The 21,360-nt window shown below is 75.8% G+C and carries 12 protein-coding genes; 3 read left to right on the forward strand and 9 right to left on the reverse strand.

Going from position 1 to position 21,360, the window contains the following annotated elements:
• Positions 1-60: 60 nt before the first annotated feature.
• The 5 genes from ABZ719_RS00685 to ABZ719_RS00705 all read right to left on the reverse strand — a co-directional run bounded on the left by ABZ719_RS00685 (position 61) and on the right by ABZ719_RS00705 (position 11,530).
• Positions 61-5,253, reverse strand: coding sequence for a hypothetical protein (locus tag ABZ719_RS00685; RefSeq protein ID WP_366723072.1), 5,193 nt, complete (start codon positions 5,251-5,253; stop codon positions 61-63).
• Between the two features lie 218 nt (positions 5,254-5,471).
• Complete coding sequence (locus tag ABZ719_RS00690; protein ID WP_366723073.1) at positions 5,472-5,732, reverse strand: hypothetical protein; 261 nt, start codon at positions 5,730-5,732, stop codon at positions 5,472-5,474.
• Positions 5,733-5,756: 24 nt separating this feature from the next.
• Positions 5,757-6,383 carry a TetR/AcrR family transcriptional regulator gene (locus ABZ719_RS00695; RefSeq protein WP_366723074.1) on the reverse strand — a complete coding sequence of 209 codons (627 nt, stop codon included), beginning with the start codon at positions 6,381-6,383 and terminating at the stop codon, positions 5,757-5,759.
• Between the two features lie 244 nt (positions 6,384-6,627).
• Positions 6,628-10,836: a beta-ketoacyl synthase N-terminal-like domain-containing protein gene (locus ABZ719_RS00700; RefSeq protein ID WP_366723075.1), complete on the reverse strand. Its 4,209-nt coding sequence runs from the start codon at positions 10,834-10,836 to the stop codon at positions 6,628-6,630.
• Positions 10,837-11,203: 367 nt separating this feature from the next.
• The gene (locus ABZ719_RS00705; RefSeq protein ID WP_366723076.1) at positions 11,204-11,530 is read right to left on the reverse strand and encodes a hypothetical protein; all 327 of its coding nucleotides are present in this window, start codon (positions 11,528-11,530) and stop codon (positions 11,204-11,206) included.
• 342 nt (positions 11,531-11,872) lie between these two features.
• On the opposite strand from ABZ719_RS00705, the gene ABZ719_RS00710 reads away from it, so the two are divergent.
• Positions 11,873-12,964: a hypothetical protein gene (locus tag ABZ719_RS00710; RefSeq protein ID WP_366723077.1), complete on the forward strand. Its 1,092-nt coding sequence runs from the start codon at positions 11,873-11,875 to the stop codon at positions 12,962-12,964.
• Positions 12,965-13,067: 103 nt separating this feature from the next.
• Here the strand turns inward: ABZ719_RS00710 and ABZ719_RS00715 are convergent, their stop codons facing one another.
• Both ABZ719_RS00715 and ABZ719_RS00720 read right to left on the reverse strand, forming a co-directional pair.
• The gene (locus ABZ719_RS00715; RefSeq protein WP_366723078.1) at positions 13,068-13,736 is read right to left on the reverse strand and encodes a response regulator transcription factor; all 669 of its coding nucleotides are present in this window, start codon (positions 13,734-13,736) and stop codon (positions 13,068-13,070) included.
• Positions 13,700-14,971: a sensor domain-containing protein gene (locus tag ABZ719_RS00720; protein WP_366723235.1), complete on the reverse strand. Its 1,272-nt coding sequence runs from the start codon at positions 14,969-14,971 to the stop codon at positions 13,700-13,702. The genes ABZ719_RS00715 and ABZ719_RS00720 overlap by 37 nt, the downstream gene beginning before the upstream one ends.
• 188 nt (positions 14,972-15,159) lie before the next feature.
• Here ABZ719_RS00720 and ABZ719_RS00725 point away from each other — a divergent pair, with 188 nt between their 5' ends.
• Complete coding sequence (locus ABZ719_RS00725) at positions 15,160-15,909, forward strand: ABC transporter ATP-binding protein (protein ID WP_366723079.1); 750 nt, start codon at positions 15,160-15,162, stop codon at positions 15,907-15,909.
• Entirely contained in the window at positions 15,903-18,374 is a 2,472-nt protein-coding gene (locus ABZ719_RS00730) for an FtsX-like permease family protein (protein WP_366723080.1), read from the forward strand. The genes ABZ719_RS00725 and ABZ719_RS00730 overlap by 7 nt, the downstream gene beginning before the upstream one ends.
• Before the next feature lie 94 nt (positions 18,375-18,468).
• Here the strand turns inward: ABZ719_RS00730 and ABZ719_RS00735 are convergent, their stop codons facing one another.
• Positions 18,469-18,756, reverse strand: a complete 288-nt coding sequence (locus ABZ719_RS00735; RefSeq protein ID WP_366723081.1) for a hypothetical protein — start codon at positions 18,754-18,756, stop codon at positions 18,469-18,471.
• Between the two features lie 126 nt (positions 18,757-18,882).
• Positions 18,883-21,186, reverse strand: a complete 2,304-nt coding sequence (locus ABZ719_RS00740) for a protein kinase (protein ID WP_366723082.1) — start codon at positions 21,184-21,186, stop codon at positions 18,883-18,885.
• Between the last annotated feature and the right edge of the window lie 174 nt (positions 21,187-21,360).

Consider the following 21,360-nt stretch of genomic DNA (forward strand, 5'->3'; position numbering starts at 1 on the left):
CCCGCTCCTCGCGCCCCCGGGGTCCGCGGTGCGCGGCGGGTCCGGGGCGCGCCGGGCCGTTCAGTCCGGTGGCGGCGCAGGTGCGGCGGCCCGGTGGAGCCCCAGGAGTCCCAGGTGGTCGGCGGGGTCCAGCAGATACGCGGCCTGCGTGGTCAGCATGTGGCGCACCATGGGCGCCGGCATCCGGATCACCACCGGCTGCGGCAGTGACAGCTCCCGTACGGCGGTGGCCGTGCGGGACGGACGCACCCGGTTGTCCACCCGGGCCACCACCCGTACGCCCAGCGAGAACTGGACGAGGACCGACTCCAGCTTCGGCTTGTGGAGCGGCATCGACCCGGAGGCGTTGACCGCGCCGTCGGCCGCGCCGCCCGAACCGCCGGTGGTGCCCGTCAGCTGGTTGAGGCGGAACTGGTCGGCGTCGACCAGCCCGCCGCCGAACCGGCCGTGCGCGGACCTGCCCCGGCCGTGGGAACTCTGGCCGTCCGTCTGGGTGGGGCGGGGCGCGTCGAGGCTGCTCTGGCCGACCGTCTCGAAGGTCATCTTGTCGCCCACGCCCAGGACCCGTCCCCGGCGCAGTCGCGCGTGCAGGGAGACGTGCAGGTCCTGGCCCTCGACCCCGGTGGCGTGCACCGGGGGCAGGTCCACTCCGGAGGAGGTCAGCAGGGGCAGCGCCGCGGTCAGCCACTCGGTGGAGAGGGCCTCGTTCAGGGTGTACGCGGCCGACTGGCCCTTTTCCCGGTACCTCGGGTCACCGCCCGCGGCCCGGACCGTCTCGGTGACCAACTGCCGTACGGCCGGGGCGCCTTGGAAGCCGTTGACCTGAGCCTCCATCGGCAGCCTCGCGCCGAGGGCGCGCCAGGCCCCGAGGCGGGCCGGACGGGCCTCCTGCGCGCCGGGGGGCGCGGCGGTGGTGGCCGTCCTGCGGGGGGCGGCCACCCGGGCGAGTGCCGTGAGGTCGTTGTCCAGGATCCGGTAGGTGAAGGCGGTCCGGCCGGTGGAGGCCAGGCCGATCCGCCGGTCGCCCTCGTAGAGTTCGAGGGTGGCCGTGATCGGCAGCCGCAGCTTCGTCGACCGGGCCGTCTTGGCCTCCGCGACCGTCTTCATGCCGAGCTGGCCCCGGGAGGCGGAGCCCTGCCGGTGGGACGCGGCCCGGCCTGCGCCGAGACCGCCCACCGCACCGGTGCTCTTCAGCTGCCCCGCCCCGCCGTCGGGCCGGCCGCCGGCGCCGGCGGTCAGTTCCGCGCCGGTGGCCGCGCCCTGTTCCCGCGCGGTGGCCTCCTGGGCGACGGCCGAGGTGATGTACTCCATGTCGCGGCCGTCGTCCGCCGCGCCCTCGGTGACGCCGTCGCCCAGTCGCGTCACCTTGAACACCGCCCAGTAGGGCGTCCGGCGTCCGTCGAACAGCTCGACGGTGACCCCGCCGTCCATGGCGCTTCCCAGCAGACCGGCGGCGCCGTCGCGGTCCAGCACGCGCAGCAGCCGCTGCACGTTGTCGTTGCGGTCCTCGAGCTGCTGTCGGGGCAGCAGTTCGGCGGCCAGTCTCCGGTGGCGCGTGCCCAGGTTCGTCCGCAGACCTTCCAGCAGCGGGACGAAGGCGGGCAGGTCCTCGATCATGCCGAAGCCGAGCGGGACGGAGCCGGGCAGGGCCGCGGCGGGCTGCCGCCCGGAGCCGGCCGCGGTGTCCGCGGCCCCGGTGGCGGCCTGATCCCGTGCCGCCGTGTTCCCGGCCCCGGTGGCCGCCTGTTCGCGGGTGGCGGTGTTCCCCGTCGCGGTCCGGCCGGACGATGCGGTGGCACCGGCCGCGGTGGCGGCCCGCTCCCGCTCGCCGGTGTCCCCGGCCGCGGGGCGGCCGCCGGTCCCCGTCCCGTCCGCCTTCAGCGCCTTGCGCGCCGATTCCGGAAGGTCCAGGCCCGCCGCCCGCAGTTGCCCTGCCGTCAGCCACACGGCGGCCGTCGCCGGCAGCGTCCGGGCCGCGGACGCCGTGTACGGGCCGCCGCCGGTGACCTTGACCTCCGCCACCATGGTCACCAGCAGGTCGCACAGCACCAGGTACAGGGGGGCCTTGCGGGGAGTGTGGGCGTTGCGCTCCACCGTGCCGGACAGGGCGGTGGCCTCGGTCCGGCTCTCGCCCCAGCTCCGGTACCCGGACAGTCCCTCGGCCGCGCGCCAGTGGGTGCCGCTCTCCAGGCCGGTGACCCCGGCCTGCACCGAGTTGGTGGTGGCCGTCCCCTGCTGCCCGGCCGCCTGGTGACCGCCGAGCACGAACGTCTCGGTGCCCGGCCCGGCGCCCTCGTGCAGCAGCCGGGGGTTGGCCAGCGCGAGCCGGGTGCCGACGGCGCCGTTCAGCGCGGCCAGGCGGCGCGGGTGGCGCAGGTTCTTCACCACCCAGCCGGAGGACGCGGCCTGCCGCAGCGACGCCGTGATGGCCTGCGGACTGAGCCGCTCCTCGATCGCCAGCCGCGGCGCCAGCCCCTCCGTGGCCAGCGCGGGGTCCTCGTGTCCCGCCCGGCCGCGGGCCGCGGCCCGGGACAGCAGCCCGAGGGCGAGGTCCCGCAGCGGCTGTCCGTCGCCGACGGTCTCCACCAGTTGCCAGTCGCGCAGGGTCTGCCCGGCCGCCGGGGCCGGGACCAGGCCGGCCAGGTCGCCGATGCCCTCGGCGGCCACCGCGGTCTCGGGCCCGGGAGCCGGCGCGCCGATCTCGTCGAGCCGCTCCTTCCCGGCATCGTCGAGGGTGAACTCCGTCGCCGTCCGCAGCCGTACGTCCTGCTCCCCCAGGTGCAGACGCGCCAGCCGGCTGGGCTCCGGCGCGTCCCGGCCCAGGGAGCCGACGGTGAGGCCGCGGGCGAGCTTGCGCTTCCGGGAGGTCATGGTGACGTGCACGTCCAGCCGCAGGGCCGCCGCGAAGGTCGCGGCCTGTTCGGAGCCGTTGGTGAGGACGTCCGTCCGGGTGGTGGGGCCCGCCTGGTTGCGGCGGGTGCCGCTGCGGCCGCGGTCGTAGCGCGCCGAGGCGGTCAGGGCGCCGGGGGCCAGCCGGGCCTGGCCGAGGACCATGCCGCCGATCGAGCGCGTACTGCTGCGTCCGCTCTGTGAGGTGCTGGTGACACCGGAGTGGCTGCGCACCAGCCAGTCCTCGGTGTCGCCGAGGTAGTCGGCCTTCCCGAGCGTGCCCTTGACCCGGATCTGGACGTCGTGGGAGTGCAGGGTGCTCTTGCGGCGCAGCCGTACCCGGATGCCGGTGGACAGCAACTGGTCCTTGTTGACACGGAGGTTGGTCTCGGACAGGGCGGCCATCAGCTCCCGCTGGTTGTGGCGCTGCGCGGCGGCCTCCTCACCGTCGGCGGGGGTCGGGGCGGTGTCGGCGCCGAAGGAGGGCAGATAGCCGGCCAGCCGGGGGTCGACGACGAACAGCTGCTGCACGGCCTGGATCATGGGCCGGGTGTCGAGGGCGCCGAGCGCGACGCTGGAGCCCATGGCCCCGAACGGGAGGTGGCGTTCGACCTCCTCCTGCTTCTCGCGGCCCTCGGCGTCCACCACGGTCCGCGTGGGTTTCCTGACGAACTCGCCGGCCCGCACGCCGGGGGGCAGCTGCAGTCCCAGGTCCTGGGCCTCGTCGGCGCGCAGGCTGATCAGCACGTCCATCGTGTGCACGGCGACCCGAGCCCGGGGGTTCAGCACCGAGCGGGCCGAGCGCGGGCCCGTCCCCTCCACGGTGAGCTGTACGGTGCCGCGGTACAGCACCTTCTCGCCACGGACCTCGGCGCCCTGCCGGCTCGTCACGCTCTGTTCGGCCACGGTGAACCGCGCCGAGCGGGCGGCCGCCACCGGCATGACGGTGCCGCGCACCACCGCCGCGTTGCCGGCGGCGCCGGCACCGGCCGCCGGGCCCACACCGCCGGCGAGCGCCCGGCCCTTGCCCGCGGTGTCGGTGACGGTGTGCTGGGTCTGCTGGTGGGTGCGCAGTTGTGTCTTGCCGGTGCTCCAGGCGGGGGCGAGGCCGGTGATCTGCGCGCTCATCCGGTAACTGCCCGCGGTCCTGCCGTCCTTGGACTCCAGGTCCTCGCCGAGGACACCCTCGCGCAGCAGCCGGGGCAGGTCCTCCAGCACGCTCGTGGTGGACGTGACCGCGTAGAGCCGGGCGCGGCCCGGTGCGCCGGGGGCGGTCAGGGAGGGGTGCAGGACGGAGGCGACCGCGTCGAACAGTCCGCCGCCGCCCTGGTGCGGTGCGGCGGTGTCGGTCACGCCGAGCGGGGCGAGGGAGTCGGCGAGCGAGACCCGCCGGGCGGTGTCCGGGCCGATCCGCCGCACGTCGGTCTGCGGGCCGCCGCGCGCCGGGAGCAGGTGCTCGGTGGGCACCCGCTGGGTGAGCGTGCCGGGCCCGCTGGAGGCCGCCACCTCCGTGCCGTCGTGGCTCCGCACCCGGACGCCGTAGCGGATCTTGCGCGGCACCTCGACCGAGCCCGAGTCGCTGCGCAGCACCCGGGGTTCGGCCACGTTCCGCTGGCCTCGGGTCTCCCGTGAGGACTGCCAGGGGTGCACGGAGGCGGTGGCCGCCGCGCCGAGCCACAGCCCGGGGACGACGGGTGCCAGGCCGAACGCCGTGCCGCCCAGGCCGTGGCTCGAGGATCCGCCGGCCGTGGTGGCGGCGGTGGCGGCGGTGTTGTGCTGGACGTCGACCTTGGTGTCCTTGCCGACGGCCTCGTCCAGGGGCGCCAGGGGTGCCGTGTACTGGTCGGGGACGGCGGTCGCGATGTCCTTGGCGGGAAGGAAGAGCGGCGGCTCGTCGTCGGGGGCGCGGGAGACGGTGACGGTGACGTCGAACCACTGGGCGTCGCTCGCGCCCCGGACGGCGAAGGCACGGCCCTGCCCGAAGAACGTCTCCGGTCGTCCGGCCAGTTCGGCGGCGATCTCGTCGACCGTGCCGCCGCCGTGCCCGACGGCCCGGGTCACCGCGTCGCGCACGAACGCGTGTCCGGTGAGGCCGTACGCGGTGGACAGTCCGGCGGCGGTCAGGTCCGCGAGGTACGGCGGCAGGGCGAGGCTCTGCTCGGTGCTCTCGTTGATGGCGGGCGCGGGCTGCCGTCCTCGGCCTCGCAGGGCACGGGTGGTGGCCGCGTTGCCGGCGGCCCGCTGGAGGGCGAGCAGGGACGGCGACGGGGCCCCGGAAGGCGCCGGTCCGGGGAGGCGGGAGGGGCGGCGGCCCTGCTGGTCGTCCTTGGCCGTGCCGTTCCCCGGCTGCTGCTGTGTGCGCACGGGTTTCAACGTAATGGCTGATCAGGCCCGTGACGGGGGGTGCGCGGACACGGGCCGCAACCGTCGCCCGGTCCACACCCGCGGGCCATGCCGGGTTCACCCGCCGTTGGATCACCGGGCGGCCCGGGGAGGTTCAGCCGAGCCCGGAGGGGCGGCGCGGTCCGGGCGGCCGCCCGATCCGACCGTGGGGTACGGGGGGGGGAGGACCGCCGGGCGGGTCACCGGGCGGCCCGGGATGTTCCGCCGGGCTCCGAGCGGGGCGGCGCGGTCCCGTCGACGGCCCGATCTTTCCGTGGCGTACGGGGGGAGGGCCGGCGGGCGGGGTGCGGCGCCGTCGGCTCACCGGCGGCGGCACGGCCGCCGAGCCGTTCGTCGGGGGCCTCGCCGTCCAGGCCGGCGGTGTCGAGGTGCATGGCCCCGAGGCCGAGGGCCGCGTGCGGCGCGCGCGGGCTCTCCGCCTCGCCGATGGGACCGTGCACCCGCCGGCCCCAGGGCTTCCCACGTCACCGGCGGGTGAGGACTCCGTCGAGGACGGTGCCGCAGGCGGCGTGCAGTTCGGCCTCCAGGTCGATCCGGGCCTCCGCCTGGGACCAGCGGTAGAGCGTGCCGAGGTAGAGGTCGCGCAGGACGTAGCTGACCAGGCGGGCGTCCACCGTTTCGGAGACGTCGCCCCGCTTCTGGCCCTCCTCCACGAACTGGCCGAACATCTCGCTGACGTAGGGCTGTTCGTACAGGGGGAAGCCCGCCCTGACCCAGGCGGCGAGCATGGCACGGGTCTGGGCGCTGTCGCGGAGGCTGATGCGCGCGAGCAGGCTCATGCAGTGCAGCAGGGCGAGCCGGGTGCTCCGGCCGTCCTGGACGGCGAGGTCGGTCAGGCCGTCGCGCAGTTGTTCGCGGCGCTTCTCGCTCCACTCCGCGATCAGGTCCTCCTTGCGCTGGAAGTGGTTGAAGAAGGTGCCGCGCGCCACGTCCGCCGCCTCCGTGATCTCGTCCACGGTGGTCTGGTCGTAGCCCTGGCGGGTGAACAGTTCGACCGCCGCGTCGTAGATGCGGTTGCGTACCCGCAGTTTGTTGCGTTCGCGCCGTCCGGGAACGAGTGGTGTCCCGGTGGTGAGTGGTGTGTCGCCCATGTGTCACTCCTGTCGCCCGATGCCGTACGTACCGGTCCAGGGCCCTGGTGTCACCGGCGTTCGACGTCGTGGACCGGGGGGTGGACCCCTGTCGTCCTGGCCGGCGCGACAGACCGGCAGTTCCGGCACCCCGCTATACATGTATCACGATACATGTATGAGCGCTAGTTCATTTTCATGGATGCGGAGGGGCCGGCGGGCCGGATGCGGAGCAATCCGTTCCGGCCCGCCGGGCCCCGGCAGGTCAGCCGCCTGCGACGGCACCTGCCAGGGAGAGCGCGAGGGTCTTGACCGAGTCCCTTCCCAGCAACCGGGACAACGGGATGTCACAGCCCAGCTCGCTGCGGACCCGGCCGCGCAGCTGGACGGCCGTCAGGGAGTCGAATCCGTAGGCGCTCAACCGCCGTCGCACGTCCAGGCGTTCGGTGTCCATGCCCAGCAGTTCGGCCACGATCTCGACGAAGCGCCGGTCGGGAGCAGGCGGAGCCGTGGTCACCGCCGAGGGCGCGGGGGCCGAGGCGACGGGGGTGGCCGCCGCCGGGGCGGCGGGGACGGTGGCCACCGGGGCGGGTGCGGGAGCCGCCGGGGCGGCGGAGGCCGTGGCGGGTGCCCCGTACGGCGGGTGCGTGGCGCGCGCCGGCGGGATGTCCCGGCCGGCGGGCCGGTGGGCGGGCGGCACCTCCCGCGCCGCCGGGACCTCGTACACGGACGGGACCTCGCACGCCGACGGGACCTCGTGCGCGGACGGGACCTCATACGCGGGCGGAACCTCGTGCGCGGGCCGGTTGCCCAGCGGCCCGGCGGTCCGGCTCGGCGCGCCGGGGAGCCACCGCGACGCCAGCGCCGCCCGCAGGGTGCGGACCGCGCCGCCGGCGCGGACGGCCGCCCGCCGGGGCAGGTCCACGGCCGCGCGGACGTACGCCCCCACCGGGCGGGCCGCGCCGAGCCGGCGCAGTTCCATGCCCTGGAACTCGGCGAGTGCGCGCCCCTGCTGGTCGAGGAGGGTGGCGTCGGCACGGAGCCGCTCACCGGCCTCACGGACGCGCAGGGTGGTGTGCAGCCAGAACTCCTCGGGCAGGTCGGCGTGGAACCGTACCCGCTCCAGGTGCGTGACCCGGTAGGCCGAGGCGGGCGGGAGCGAGCCGGGCAGGGCGGCGAGCAGCGGCAGCAGCGCCGCTTCCCAGGCGGCCTGCGCGGGGACACCGTCCGGGCGGTGCAGCAGGGCGACGGACTCGCCGTCGCGGCGCCAGACGTGGCGCACGGCGCGCATGGCCGGGCTCGGCTCGTACCCGCGCCGGGCCAGCCGGGTGAAGAACTCCTGCGGCGTCCGATGGGTACGGCAGCGGCCGAGGGCCGCGTCCAGGCGCGCGCGGCCGGACGGGGCCGGGCGCGAGGGGGCGGTGGCCACGGTCGCCGTCATGCACAGGGTGCCGGGCCCCTCCGTGGTGCCGTCCAGGGCGCGGACCTCGGCGGGCCGCGCGCCGGGCCGGTCCCCGGCCGTGTCCCCGCTCCGCTCCTCGGTCCTGACGCGCAGGGTCAGGCTCCCCCGCGCGGGTATCTCCACGAGTTCGCCGCCGAGGCGGATGTTCTCGATGGTCACCGCGGGGGCGGTGCCGGCGGCCGGGCGGACCGCCTCGCGCAGCGCGGCCAGCTGGACCGCCGGCGGCAGCGGTGCCAGGCCGCGCAGCCGGACCGCGGCCCCGCTCAGGTCGGCGGCGAGGTCGACGGTGGTGTGCCGCGCGGCGGGCGGGGCGGCGGGCGCTGCGACGGGCACGGCGCGGCGCAGCGGTTCGCGTTCGAACGGGTAGGCGGGCAGCGGGACCTGCCGGGCCGGGCCGCGGAACCAGCGCTGCCAGTCGACGGTGCCGCCGAGGGTGAAGAAGGCGCCCAGGGACTGGGCGAGGGCCAGGGCCTCGTCGGTGCGGGTGCGGTCGGTGGAGGCGACGACGGCCGGCGTGTGGCCCGCGTCGGCGAGGGTGTCGGTGACGGCGTTCAGCAGGACGGGGTGCGGGCTGATCTCCACGAAGACGTTGTCGGCGTCCTTGGCGAGGTGGCGGACGCTGTCGGCGAAGCGCACGGGCCGGCGCAGGTTGTCCATCCAGTAGCCGGCGTCGAGTTCGGGACCGTCGACGAAGGCGCCCAGCAGGCTGGAGTACAGGGCGGTGGTGCCCCGTGCGGGCTTCAGGCCGGACAGCCGTTCCAGGAGGTCCTCGCGCAGCGGGTCCATGAACGGGGAGTGCGAGGCGACGTCGACCCGTACCAGCCGGTGGAAGACGCCCTCCTCCGCCAGGCGCCGCGCGATGCGGCGCAGCGTCCGCGTACCGCCCGCCAGGACGGTGGAGGTGGGCGCGTTCTGCGCGGCCACGCACACGTCGCGGCCCTCCGCCGCGGCGACGTCCTCGGCCTGCTCGGCGGAGAGTTCGACGGCCATCATCGCGCCCTGGCCGGCGACGCGTTGCATCAGCGCGCTGCGGCGGCAGATCACCGCGGCGGCGTCGGCGGGGGTGAGCGCCCCGGCCACGGCGGCCGCGGCCGTCTCGCCCATGCTGTGGCCCAGGCACACCTCGGGGTCCACTCCCATGTCGCGCCAGACCGCCGCCAGCGCCAGTTCGGTCGCCCACAGCACGGGCTGCACGGTGGCGACCCGGTCGGGGAAGGGGCCGCCGGCCGCGGCGAGCACTTCCTCGACGGACCAGCCGGTCTCCTCGCGGACGAGCGCGTCGCACGCGGCCAGTTCGCGGGCGTAGGCGGGGGTCGTGGCCTTCAGCGAGCGGCCCATGCCGGACCACTGCGAGCCCTGGCCGGGGAAGACGAACACCGTGCGGCGGGGGCCGTCGAACCCGGCCTCGCCGAGCCCGCCCGCCCGCGTCGGGCGGCCCTGCGCGAGGGCGCGCAGGGCCTCGGCCAGCTCGTCGTGGCCGGCTCCGGTGGCCCACAGGCGGTAGGGGTGGGCCTGCCGCTTCTGGGCGGCGGTGGCGCACACGTCCCACAGCGGCAGGTCGCGGCCGGGGCCGCCCGGGGCGAGGAAGTCCGCGTAGGCGGCCGCGAGCCGGCGCAGCGCGGGGGCGCTGTGCGCGCTGAGGACGAGCAGGTGGGCGGGGCGGCCGGCGGGGAGTTCGGCGGGGGCGCGGGGCGGTTCGGCGGGCCGGGCCGGGGCCTCGGCGACCACCATGTGCGCGTTGGTGCCCGACAGTCCGAAGGAGCTGACGCCGACGAGAGCGCCGTCCCCGGCGACGTCCAGTTCCCGGTTGCGGGTGACCACTTCGAGCGGGCTGTCCGCCTCCGCCAGCAGCGGCTGGGGGTCGCGCAGGTGCAGCGAGGCCGGGACGGTGCGGTGCCGGATCATGAGGACGGCCTTGATGAGACCGGCGATGCCGGCCGCCGCCTCGGCGTGGCCGATGTTGGACTTCACCGAGCCGATCGGCAGCGGTCCGCGGGTGCCCCGCCTGCCGCGCACCATGTCCGCGAGCGCCTGGAGCTCGACGGCGTCGCCGACCGGGGTGCCGGTGCCGTGGGCCTCCACGTAGTCCAGCTGGTCGGGGCGGACGCCGGCGGAGGCCCAGGCCTCGCGGATCATCGCCGTCTGGCCCGCGACCGCCGGTTTGATCAGGGAGCCGCTGCCGCGGCCGTCGTTGGTGACGGAGCTGCCGGGCAGCAGCGCGAGCACGGGGTCCCCGTCCCGCCGGGCGTCGGACAGCCGCTTGAGCACGACGACGCCCACCCCCTCGCTGCGCACGAATCCGTTGGCGGACAGGTCACCGAAGGCGCAGCGGCCGTCCGGGGAGAGCATGCCCGCGGAGGAGAAGGCGATGGCGTCCTGCGGGGAGAGGATGACGTTGACGCCGCCCGCCACGGCCAGGTCCGTCTCTCCGGTCAGCAAGCTCTGGCGGGCCATGTGGACGGCGACCAGCGACGAGGAGCACGCGGTGTCGACCATCACGCTCGGGCCGCGCAGGTCGAGGTCGTAGGAGATGCGGCCGGCCGCCATGGCGCGGAAGTGGCTGCCGGTGGCCTCCCGCAGGCAGTGCGTGTCCAGGTCCGCGCGGTGCGCGTAGTCGGCGGTGGCCTGGCCGATGAAGACGCCCGAGCGACTGCCCGCGAGCCGCGGCGCGGGGATGCCCGCCGCGTCCAGCGCCTCGCGCACGACCAGGAGCAGGAGCCGGTGCTGGGGATCGATGCTCGCGGCCTCGGCGGGGGAGATGCCGAAGAAGGCGGTGTCGAAGGAGAAGGCGTCCGGTACGAAGCCGCCGTGCCGGGAGGTGGTGCGACCGGGCGTCTTCGGTGTACGCGCGTAGCGCTGCGCGATGTCGAAGCGCTCGGCCGGGACGGGTGTCACCGCATCGACGTTGCCCACCAGGTTGGACCAGTACTCGTCGACGCTCGCGGCCTGCGGGAAGCGGCAGCCCATGCCGACGACCGCGATCGACGCACCGTCCCCGTGTCCTGAACCCATGACAAGAGCCCCCCTCTGTGTGTCAGGATCAACCGGCGGGGAGCCTAGTCTAAAAATAAACTGGAGAACAAGTATGTTCTGAGAGGCCAAGCCTGGAGGACAGGCTGACCTGCGGTTCATGTTCGTACTCCGGAGCAGGGAGGCGGAAGGCGGGCGGACCCGCGGCCCCCCGCTCACACCCGATCTCGCCCCGTCGCCCCGTCGCCCCGTCGCCCCTGGTCGGCGTACCGGGGCGGCGCCCTCGGCCGGCGGCTGCCTGCGCGCCCGAGGGGGCCGTCCGGGCCGGCGGAGGGGGGGCGCCTGGGCGGCGGAGGGGGTGTCCACCGGGGCCGCCGGGTTCCGCGGAGGTGCCGCGGGCTGCCCGCCGTCAGCTCCCCTGCCCGTCGGGACGGGCGGCCTGCCCCTCGAACTGGGCCAGCTGGCCCCTGACCCACGGGTCGAACACCGTGATCCGCCGGGCGGCCGCCGGGTCGAACACGCGCAGCTGGTCCAGGACCCACGGGTCGATGTGCTGGTGCGCGGGGGACCGCCGGGAGACTCCGTGGCCGGCCGCCACCGCGGGCGGGCAGTGGGCTCGCCCGCCGTGCTGCGGGGTGGTGGCCGCCACCGCGGAACCGCCGCCGGCCAGGAGTGCCCCTCCGGCGGCCACGGCGGCGATACCCGTGGTCGTGAGGTGCCGCATCAGCTTGTTCACGGTTGTTCCTCCTGCTTCACGCGACGGCAGAACCAAAAGCGGAATCAATCGATCCGCTTGCGGCGCCTACCCGCCCCCGGCCACGCACACACTTCCGTACACGCACCCTCCCGCACTCCGTACGCGCACCCTCCGGCGCTTCCGCACACGCGCCCTCCCGCACTCCGCACACGCGCCCGCCGGCAGGCGGCCGGGGCCGGTCACCGGTTCGCCGTGAGTGCCGGAAAGGGCATGCTCCGGTGGCCTGGGGGCCCGGGAATGCGGACCCCGCGTCCCTTGTCACGCGTCCAGGTACGTCCCGGACAATGGCGGCCGGCACGAGACCGAGGGATGTGCGGGCTGATGCAGGCGCGGAAGCAGACGTGGAAGCAGGACACCGACACTGCCCCCACCAGGCAGCCGCTGCCCAGAACGCAGCCGGCCGGCGCCGCACGGACCGGGGCGGCCCCCCGTCCGGCCGGGCCGGGGGCCGCCGGGCTGTCGCCGGCGGCGGTCACGTCGTTGCAGCGTTCGGCGGGCAACGGCGCGGTGAGCCGTGCGCTGGAGGAGCAGCGGCACGTGCACGGTGCTTCCTGCGGGCACGGGGAGCCCGCCGCAGGCGCCCGCGGCGGCCCGGCGGTCGTGCAGCGGCGCAAACCGTCGAAGAACGCGCCCACGGAGCACTTCGCGACCCGGGCCGAGGACCACCCCGAGTGGCCGGTGTTCCGGAAACTGATGGCCGCGGGCGGCTTCCCGCCCGGCGTGATCGAGAGCGCCTGGCAACTCCTGCTCGGCGGGATCGGGGAGCAGGAACGGCTGAACACGGCGGCTGCCGACCCGTCCCTCGACCCGGCCCAGCGGCGCGCCCACCGCGCGTCGAACACCTGGTACCGCGAACTCGTCGACCTCGTCGGCGACCACCTGCGGATCACCACTCCCACCATGGCGCTGTGGTCGGGCGGCTTCGACGTGAGCGTCTACGCCCAGTCGAAGGGACACACGCCCCTGGAGTTCACCCGGCTCGGGAAGGTCGTGGACCAACTGGAGCTGCACGCGAACTGGAAACTCCAGGCCCCGCTGTGGAACGTGCTCTCCCGCGCGTTCGTCGAGCGCGCGACGGGACCCGTCCACGTCTTCCTGCGGGCCTACGCCCCCGACAGCGTCCTGATCGCTCAGGAGATCCCCCAACTGCGCGTCATCCAGAAGGTCAACCCCGCCGTCACCGTCATGTGGCATCCCCTCTACACCACGCCCGACGGCGCGATCCGGGAGATCTCGCAGGACCTGCGGCTCACCGACGACGCCGCCTACCGCAGCCGCGACAAATGCGTCGCCCTCATGTACCAGTACCTGCTCCGATTCCACGACGAGAGCAACAGTGAAGCGTCCGTGGCGTACCGGGAGATGAACGACCTCTTGACGAAGAACGTCAATCCGAAGGCGGACAAGGGGTAGCCACCCGGCGCGGTCCCGCGGGCACCCGCCCGCCTCGGCGGCCCGAAGTCCCGGCACCGGCAGGGCGGTTCGCAGGCGGGCGGTCCGGTGCGCGGGGCCGGGGTCAGGCCCGCAGGTAGGTGAGGACGGCCAGGACCCTGCGGTGGGTCCCGTCACCCGGGGGCAGGTCGAGCTTGGCGAGGATGCTGCCGATGTGCTTGCCGACCGCGGCTTCGGAGACCACCAGTTCCCGGGCGATGGCACCGTTGGACCGGCCTTCGGCGATCAGTGCCAGGACCTCGCGTTCGCGCGGGGTGAGCTGCTCCAGCGGGTCGCGGCGGCGGCGCAGCAGCTGGCGCACCACCTCGGGGTCGACCACCGTCCCGCCGTCGGCCACCTCCTGCAGCGCCCGTACGAACTCCTCGACCTGGCCGACCCGGTCCTTGAGGAGGTAGCCGACGCCCGATCCGTCGCCGGAGTCGAGGAGTTCGGCGGCGTAGGTCCGCTGCACGTACTGGCTGAGGACCAGGACCGGCAGGGCGGGGCGCCGTTCGCGCAGCCGCACCGCCGCGTGCAGGCCCTCGTCCTGGAAACCGGGCGGCATGCGTACGTCCGTGACCACGACGTCGGGGGTGTGCTCCTCGACGGCGGCGATCAGCGCGGGCGCGTCACCGACGGCCGCCACCACCTGGTGGCCGCAGCGGCCGAGCAGGCCGGTCAGTCCCTCCCGCAGCAGCACGCTGTCCTCGGCCAGCACTACGCGCAGCGGTCGGCCGCTCCGGTCAACTCGCAAGGGATCTCCACACGCAACAGGGTCGGTCCACCCGGCGGACTGGTCAGGGCAAGTCTGCCATCCAGGACCGACACGCGGTCGGCGAGACCGGTGAGGCCGCTGCCCGCCGAGGGGTCCGCACCGCCGCGGCCGTCGTCGCACACCTCCAGGAACAGCCGTCCGTCGCGGTGACCGCCGCTCACCCGCACCCGCCCGGCGCCGCTGTGCCGGGCGACGTTGGCCAGTGCCTCGCAGACGACGAAGTACGCGGCGGCCTCGACCGCCTGGCCCGGGCGGCCGGGCAGTTCCAGGTCGAGGTCGACGGGGACGGAACAGCGGTCGGCCGCGTCGGCGACCGCGGCCTGGAGACCGTAGTCCGTGAGCACCTTCGGGTGGATGCCGTGGATCAGCTCGCGCAGTTCCGCGAGCGCCTTGCCCGCCTCCTCGTGGGCCCGGGCGAGCTGGTCGGCGAGCGCACCGGGCGGGGCGTCGAGGCGGGCCAGTCCGAGGGTCATCGTGAGGGCCACCAGCCGCTGCTGGGCACCGTCGTGCAGGTCACGCTCGATACGGCGCCGCTCCGCCTCGAAGGCGTCCACCAACCGGGCCCGGGAGCGGGCCAGTTCGACCACCGCGGCGCCGAGTTCCCGCTCGCGGGGGGTGATCAGCAGCCGGGTCAGCCCGGCGCGGGCGCCCGCCGTGACGCCGAGCGCGTAGGCTCCCGGGCCCAGCAGGAGCAGGCCGAGGACGGCGACGCCCCAGGCGCCCGGCCAGGTGGTGACCGTCCACTGCTTGAGCACCTTCACGCCCCGGCCGTCGTCGGCCAGGGCCAGCAGCAGCGGGGTGGCGAGCAGGGACAGCGGGCAGAGCAGGGCCAGGGTGACGGCCAGGGCGTCGACCGGCCACAGCAGCACCGCGAACAGCAGCGCGTATCCGAACTCCCGCCAGGTCGCCTGCTCCCGCAGCCGGGTGGTCAGCCAGGCCCGCAGTCCGGGCGCGGCCGGCACCTGATGCCCGCCGGGCGCCGGGGCGCGGTCGATCAGGCGCAGCCTGTGCCGTTCCACCCCGGCCACCGGGATCCCGCCGAGGGCGGCCACGGCGAGCAGGGGCAGCCCCACCACGGCGACGGCCGCCGCACCGCACAGCACCGCCGCCGTCACCACCCCCACCAGCGTGGCCGCGCCGGTCGCCACACCGGTGAGCAGGTACGCGGCCGAGCGCCAGAGCCAGGCCGAGAGCAGGAAACGCGGCCGGGACATGGCCTGCCACACAGTGCGAGGGTGCATGGGCAGGACCGTACGGGCCGGCCCCGGCCGCACGCCATCGGTCCCGCGCCCGTACCGGGGGTATGCCTGGCCCTACCCCAGGTCTCGTTCCCGCCGTACTGCGCTCCCGGGGGCGTCCGCGGTCTCGTTGGAGGCACCGACGAACCGAGGAGAGGGCGCCGATGGGGGACCACATGAGCGACGACGCGATCCGGCTGCGTGCCGTGTCCCGGCGGTACGGAACGGGCGGCGCGGCCGTCACCGCTCTCGACGAGGTGTCCCTCGCCTTCCCGAGGGGGACGTTCACCGCTGTGATGGGCCCGTCCGGGTCCGGCAAGTCGACCCTGCTGCAGTGCGCCGCCGGCCTCGACCGGCCCACGTCCGGCTCGGTCACCCTGGGCGGCACGGAGCTGACCGGGCTGGGCGAGGCCGCGCTGACCCGGCTGCGGCGCGAGCGCGTCGGCTTCGTCTTCCAGGCGTTCAACCTGCTGTCCGCGCTGACCGCCGAGCAGAACGTCGCGCTGCCGCTGCGGCTGGCCGGCCGGCGCCCGAAGAAGTCCGAGGTGCGCGAGGCGCTCCAGCGGGTCGGACTCGGCGACCGGGTGCGGCACCGGCCGGCGCAGTTGTCCGGCGGCCAGCAGCAGCGGGTCGCCCTGGCCCGCGCCCTGATCACCCGCCCCGAGGTGCTGTTCGGCGACGAGCCGACCGGCGCGCTCGACTCGAAGACCGGCCGTGACGTGCTCGGGCTGCTGCGCGGCATGGCCGACCGGGACGGCCGTACGGTCGTCATGGTCACCCACGACCCCGTCGCCGCCGCCTGGGCCGACCGGGTCGTCCTCCTCGTCGACGGCCGTGTCGACGGCGAGCTGACCGGCGCCGGCGCCGCCGACATCGCGGCGTACATGACCAGGCTGGAGGCGGCGCCGTGCTGATCCTCGCGCTGCGCACCCTGCGCACCCGCTGGGTCTCCTTCGCCGGCGGTTTCGCCGCCCTCGCCCTGGGCGTGGCGCTGATCGCCGTCATGGGGCTGGCGCTGGCCTCGTCCCGGGACGCGCCCGAGCGGCGGCCGGAACGGTTCGCCGTCGCGCCGGTCGTCGTCAAGGGCCAGGACACCCTCGAGGTGACCACCCCGGCCGGCGTCCGCACGCAGAAGCTCGCCCGGCCTCGGCCGGTGCCCGCCGGCACGGTCGCGAGGCTGCGCGCCCTCGGGACCGTCGTCGAGGACCGGTCGTTCCCCGTGCGGGCCGAGGGCGGGGCCGCCGGGCTGGTCGGCCACCCCTGGTCGACCGCCGCCTTCGCGCCGTACCGGCTCGAGGCGGGACGCGCGCCCGAGGCCGCCGACGAGGTCGTCGTCAGCGGCGGCTGGGCCCGGCCGGGCACGCGGGTGCGAACCGGCGGCGGCCCGGTGCGGGTCGTCGGCACCGTGGCCCGGCTCGGCTTCGAGGACGCCGTGTTCTACACCGATGCCCGCGCGGCCCGGCTCTCGCCGCGCAGCGTCCAGCTCGTGGTCGACGCGGACGCGGCGGCCGTGCGGGCGGCGGTGCGCGGCAGCGCGGGCGTCCGGGTCCTCACCGGCGACGCGCGCCGGTACGCCGACGCCGGCCCCGACCGGGACGGTGAGGCGCTGACCGCGCTGCGCGCCCTGTTCGGCACGGCCGGCGGGGTCAGCGGGTTCGTGTCGGTGTTCGTGGTTGCCGCGACATTCGCGTTCACGGTGGCGCAGCGCCGCCGTGAGTTCGGGCTGCTGCGCACCGCCGGGATGACGGCCGGTCAGATCCGCCGGATGGTCGTCTGCGAGGCCCTCGGCGTGGGGGTGCTCGCCTCGGCCACCGGCTGTGCGCTCGGTTCCTACGGGGCTCCCCGGCTCGCCCGCCTGGCGGTCGGCCGGGGTCTGGCGCCGCACTGGTTCACCATCGGCGACTTCGCCTGGCCGTACCGGCTGGCGTTCTGGACGGGCCTGTCGGTGGCCCTGTGCGGGGTGCTCGCCGCGTCCTGGCGGGCGGGGCGCACCGGCCCCGCCGAGGCGCTGCGCGAGGCGTCGGTGGACAGCCGGGTGATGACGTGGGGCCGCCGGGTGTCCGGCGCGGCACTGCTGGCCGCCGCCGTGGTGACGCTGACCTCGGCTCTGGTGACGGACCCGGGGGATCTGCTGCACCGCAAGACGTACGTGAGCCGGCCGATGCTGCTGATCACGGCGGTCGCGCTGCTCGCGCCGGTGCTGGTGCGGCCGGCGGCCCGGCTGGTCGCCTGGCTGCCGGCCCGGCTGCCGGGCGCCACCGGGATGCTGGTGCGGGAGAACGCCGCCGCCGGCGTGCGCCGCACCGCCGCCGTCGCGGCGCCGGTGCTGGTCACGGTCGCGCTGGCGGGCTCGCTGCTGGGCGCCACCGCGACCCTCGACCGGGCGAAGGCCGCCGAGGTGCGCGCGCGGACGGCCGCCGACTTCGTCGTCACCGCGGCGGAGGGTGCCGGGTTCGACGAGGCGGCGCTGCGGCGGCTGAGGGCCGCATCCGGCCGGGGCGCCGCGGTGTCGGCCGGCTCGTCCGGCGCCGTGTACGTCCTGGAGGACGGCGTGGCGCTCATCAGGTCCGGTGCCCGGGCCGTCGAGCCGGGAGCGCTCGCGGCCACGGCCCGTCTGCCGCTGGCCGCGGGGAAGGTGAGCGATCTGGACGACGACTCGATCATCGTCAACGAGGAGTGGGAGAAGCACACCGTGGGCGAGCGGGTGGACGTGTGGCTCGGCGACGGCACGAGGAGATCCCTGCGGATCGCCGCGGTCATGACCACCGGCACCGGCGGCAACGGCGTCTACGTCACCCCGCGCAACGCGGCCGCGGCACCCGTCGACCGGGTCGACGTACGCCTCCCGGACGGTGCCGGCCCGGCGGCCAGGGCCGCGGTGGCCGCCGGGCTGCGTCAGGCGGTGGGGGCGTCGGGCGGGAAGGTCCTCACCAGGGCCGCCTGGGTGCGGGCGGCCACTCCCCCGGCCGACCGGACGACCCGGGCGGGCCTCTTCCTGGTCCTGGGGATCGCCCTGCTGTACACGGGTTTCTCGCTGGCGGGCACCATGGTCATGGCGACCTCCGACCGGGTGCGCGAGCTGGCCGTGCTGCGGCTGGCCGGTGCCACCAGGGGGCAGGTGCTGCGACTGGTGGGCGCCGAGGCACTGTTGGTGGTCCTGGTCGGCGGTGTCCTGGGAGCGCTGACCGCCGGACTCGGCCTGGCGGGCATGTGGGCCGCGCTCGCCCTGCTCTCGGTGCGCACGTCCGTCGGGATCCCGTGGGCGGCGCTCGCGGCGGTCCTGGGCGCCTGCGCGGTACTGGCGGTGGTCCCGGCGGTCACGGCGGCCGGCCTGTTCCTGCGCCGCGGGACGGTGGAACTGGCGGGCGTACGCGAGTAGATGAGGAGGCGGGGCGGCCGGGGGGGCGGGCGCGGTCGTCCTCGTCCCCGGCGGCATCCCGGCGGAACCGGGACACCGCCGGCGGATCCGGCGTTCACCCCAGGCTGAGCAGGACGACGGCGGCGGCCGAACTCACCAGTCCTGTCGCCAGGAAGTGCATCGCCGTGGCGCTCCCGGCCCCGGAGAGCGCACCCCACAGCAGGTCGGACGGCCGGACCGCTTCGGCGGGTGCGAGAAGAGCGGCAGCGAGCGCGAGCAGCAGGCCTCCGCCCTGTCCGAGGAAGGTGACCACGGCGAAGTGGACCCGGCGGGAGAGCAGTCCGCCGGCGAAGTCGACGAAGCCGTAGCAGACCGCGGGAGCCGGCGCGAGAAGGACACCCATCCGCTCCGGGTGCCCGGCGTTCCCGTCTCCAGCCGCCTGGACGGCCACGCTTCGCCTCGCGCAGGCGGCAGGGGCGTCGGGAGCGGGGCGCTCGTGGGCCTGCCGGGAGCGGGGGCGGCCGGCGGGTCAGGCCGGGGCGGGTTTCCGCCTCGGGTGGGCCGGGTCGAGCGTGAAGAGGGTGCCGTCGGAGGCCGCCAGCACCAGGGCGCCCTGGTTGAACCACACGGTCGGCAGGAGCCCGTTGTCCAGCACCTCCGCGCGCGCGGACGACTCCCACAGCAGGGTGCCGCGGGCCGTGTCGAGGGCGGCCACCCGGCCGCTCCCGCCCGCCAGGTACACGGTGCGCCCGCTCGGGTCGACCGAGGCCGGACCCGGTGTCTCCAGGCTCGTGTGGGTCTGCCACAGCCTGGCCCCGGTCACCGGCGAGACGGCGGTGACCAGGCCGCTGGAGGTGACGAAGTAGAGGGTGCCGTGGGCCAGGGCCGGGGTCCCTCCCCGGTACCGCTGGGGCAGCGGCGTCGGCGTGCGGGCGCCGGTGCGCGGGTCGACGCGCACGATCCGGGTGTAGATCTGGTCGGGGCTGTTGGTCACGGGCCGGTCGTCCGCCTCCACGAAGACCAGCTTTCCGTCCCCGGCCCCGACGAAGCTCCTGGGCTGGGCGGGGGAGGTCAGGGTGCGCGCCGAGCCGTCGGCGGGGTCGACGACGAGGAACTCCGTGTCGTGCACGCCCTCCGCCCGGGCGGCGCACTCCGCGTAGGGACGGTCGTCGACCGCGAGCAGCAGGCAGTCGTACCCGGCGGGCACGGGGATCCTGCCGCGTACGGCGCCCTCGCGCGCCGAGCGGACGGTCAGCGTGCGGCCGTCGCCCTCCTGGGTCAGCGTCACACCCGCGGCGTAGACCGAGCCCAGACTGTCGGTGCGCACCGGGTGCGACCAGACCCTCGTGCCGCTGACGGCGTCGAGTGCGAGGAGGGACTGTGCCTGTCCCTTGCCGTCCTCGCCGGTGACCGTCAGTTCGACGAGCACCACGCCCTCGTGGGCGCCGAGGACGGTGGTGACGTAGCGGTCGGCCGGGAGCCCGGCCGGTGCGATGCCGGAACGCCACAGGGTGCGTCCCGTGGTGGCGTCGATCCGTTCGGGCAGGAGTGCGCTGCCGGCGCAGTAGAGGGCGTCGGCGTCCGGTACGCAGGCCGGGGACCTGTTCCCCTCGTACCCCGGTGCCTTCTTCACGCCCTTGGCGGCGGGGGCGGACGCGGTCGTCTGCCACGGTTTCCAGCCGGTGGGGAGCGTGCCCCAGCGGCTGGCGGCCACGGAGGCCGTCTGTGCCGCCTCGTCACCGCCGCGCGGGCCCAGCAGGAGGTAGCCGGCCGTGGCCGCGGCGAGCGCGCCGGTCACGGCCACGGCCGGCAGCAGCCGCGGCCGCCGGCGGGGGCGGCGGGTGACGGCCGTCGTGTCGGCGAGGGAGGGACCGCCTGCGGGGGCGGACGCCGTTGGGCCGGTCCGCGCGGTACCGGAGCCGCCCGCCCGCGCGAAAAGGGAGCCGCCGGGACCGGCCGGGGACGCGCCGGTGGGCCGCTCGGCGGGCAGCCGCAGCGTCATCGTCTCCGGTTCGCCCGGCGACGGCTCCGGCAGGATGCGGGCGAACTCGCGCGCGAGTTCGCCGGTTTCCGGCCGGTCGGCCGGTTCCTTGGCCAGGCAGCGCTCCAGCACCGCGCGCACAGCCCCCGTCACCCCGTCCAGTGCGGGCTGGTTGTGGACCACCCGGTAACCGGTCAGGTAGGGGCTGTCGGCGTCGAAGGGGCCGCGCCCGGTGACGCAGTACACGAGCAGCGCGCCGAGCGAGAAGACGTCCGAGGCGGGGCCGACGGTCCGCGCGTCCGTGAACTGTTCCGGGGACATGAAGGGCGGGGTGCCGATCACCTGCCCGGTCTCCGTGAGGGTGTGGTGGCTCGCGGCGCGGGAGATGCCGAAGTCGATGACGCGGGGACCGTCCGGAGCCATCAGCACGTTGGCCGGTTTCAGGTCGCGGTGCACCACCCCGGCCCGGTGGATGTCGCGCAGCGCCTCCACCAGGCCCAGGGCCAGGGGCCGCAGTTCGCTCACGCGGAGCGGGCCCCCGTCGCGGATCCGGGCGGCGAGCGAGGGGCCGGGCACGTACTGGGTGGCCATCCAGGGCGACGCGGCCTCCGGGTCGGCGTCCACCACGGCCGCGGTGAAGGCGCCGCTGACCCGGCGGGCGGCCTCGATCTCGTGCCGGAAGCGGGTCCGGAAGACGGAGTCCTGCGCGTACTGCGCGTGCACCACCTTGACGGCCACCTCGCGCCCGGAACGCGCCCTGGCCCGGTAGACCATGCCCATGCCGCCGGCCCCGATCCGGTCGACCAGCTTGTAGCCGCCGACGGATCGCGGGTCCTCCTTGTGCAGCGGCACGTGCCCCCCTCGGTCGTCCAGCGGTTCACGGACCACCATACGGAACGGGAACGCACCGGCGGCCGGGCCCCGGAGCGGCGGGGGGGCGGCCTTCGCAAAAGCATCACACCACCGGGGGCGACGGGGGCCCTCCCGCGATGCGGCGATCCGCACGGACCGGGCGACGCGGGCCGG

This window comes from Streptomyces sp. NPDC006743 (assembly GCF_040703815.1).
Lineage (GTDB): Bacteria > Actinomycetota > Actinomycetes > Streptomycetales > Streptomycetaceae > Streptomyces.

Excerpts from the sequence above, each read along its gene's own strand:
- ABZ719_RS00695 (WP_366723074.1), bottom strand. The coding sequence starts at position 6,383 with ATGGGCGACACACCACTCACCACCGGGACACCACTCGTTCCCGGACGG.
- ABZ719_RS00700 (WP_366723075.1), bottom strand. The coding sequence starts at position 10,836 with ATGGGTTCAGGACACGGGGACGGTGCGTCGATCGCGGTCGTCGGCATG.
- ABZ719_RS00710 (WP_366723077.1), top strand. The coding sequence starts at position 11,873 with ATGCAGGCGCGGAAGCAGACGTGGAAGCAGGACACCGACACTGCCCCC.
- ABZ719_RS00720 (WP_366723235.1), bottom strand. The coding sequence starts at position 14,971 with ATGTCCCGGCCGCGTTTCCTGCTCTCGGCCTGGCTCTGGCGCTCGGCC.
- ABZ719_RS00725 (WP_366723079.1), top strand. The coding sequence starts at position 15,160 with ATGGGGGACCACATGAGCGACGACGCGATCCGGCTGCGTGCCGTGTCC.
- ABZ719_RS00735 (WP_366723081.1), bottom strand. The coding sequence starts at position 18,756 with ATGGGTGTCCTTCTCGCGCCGGCTCCCGCGGTCTGCTACGGCTTCGTC.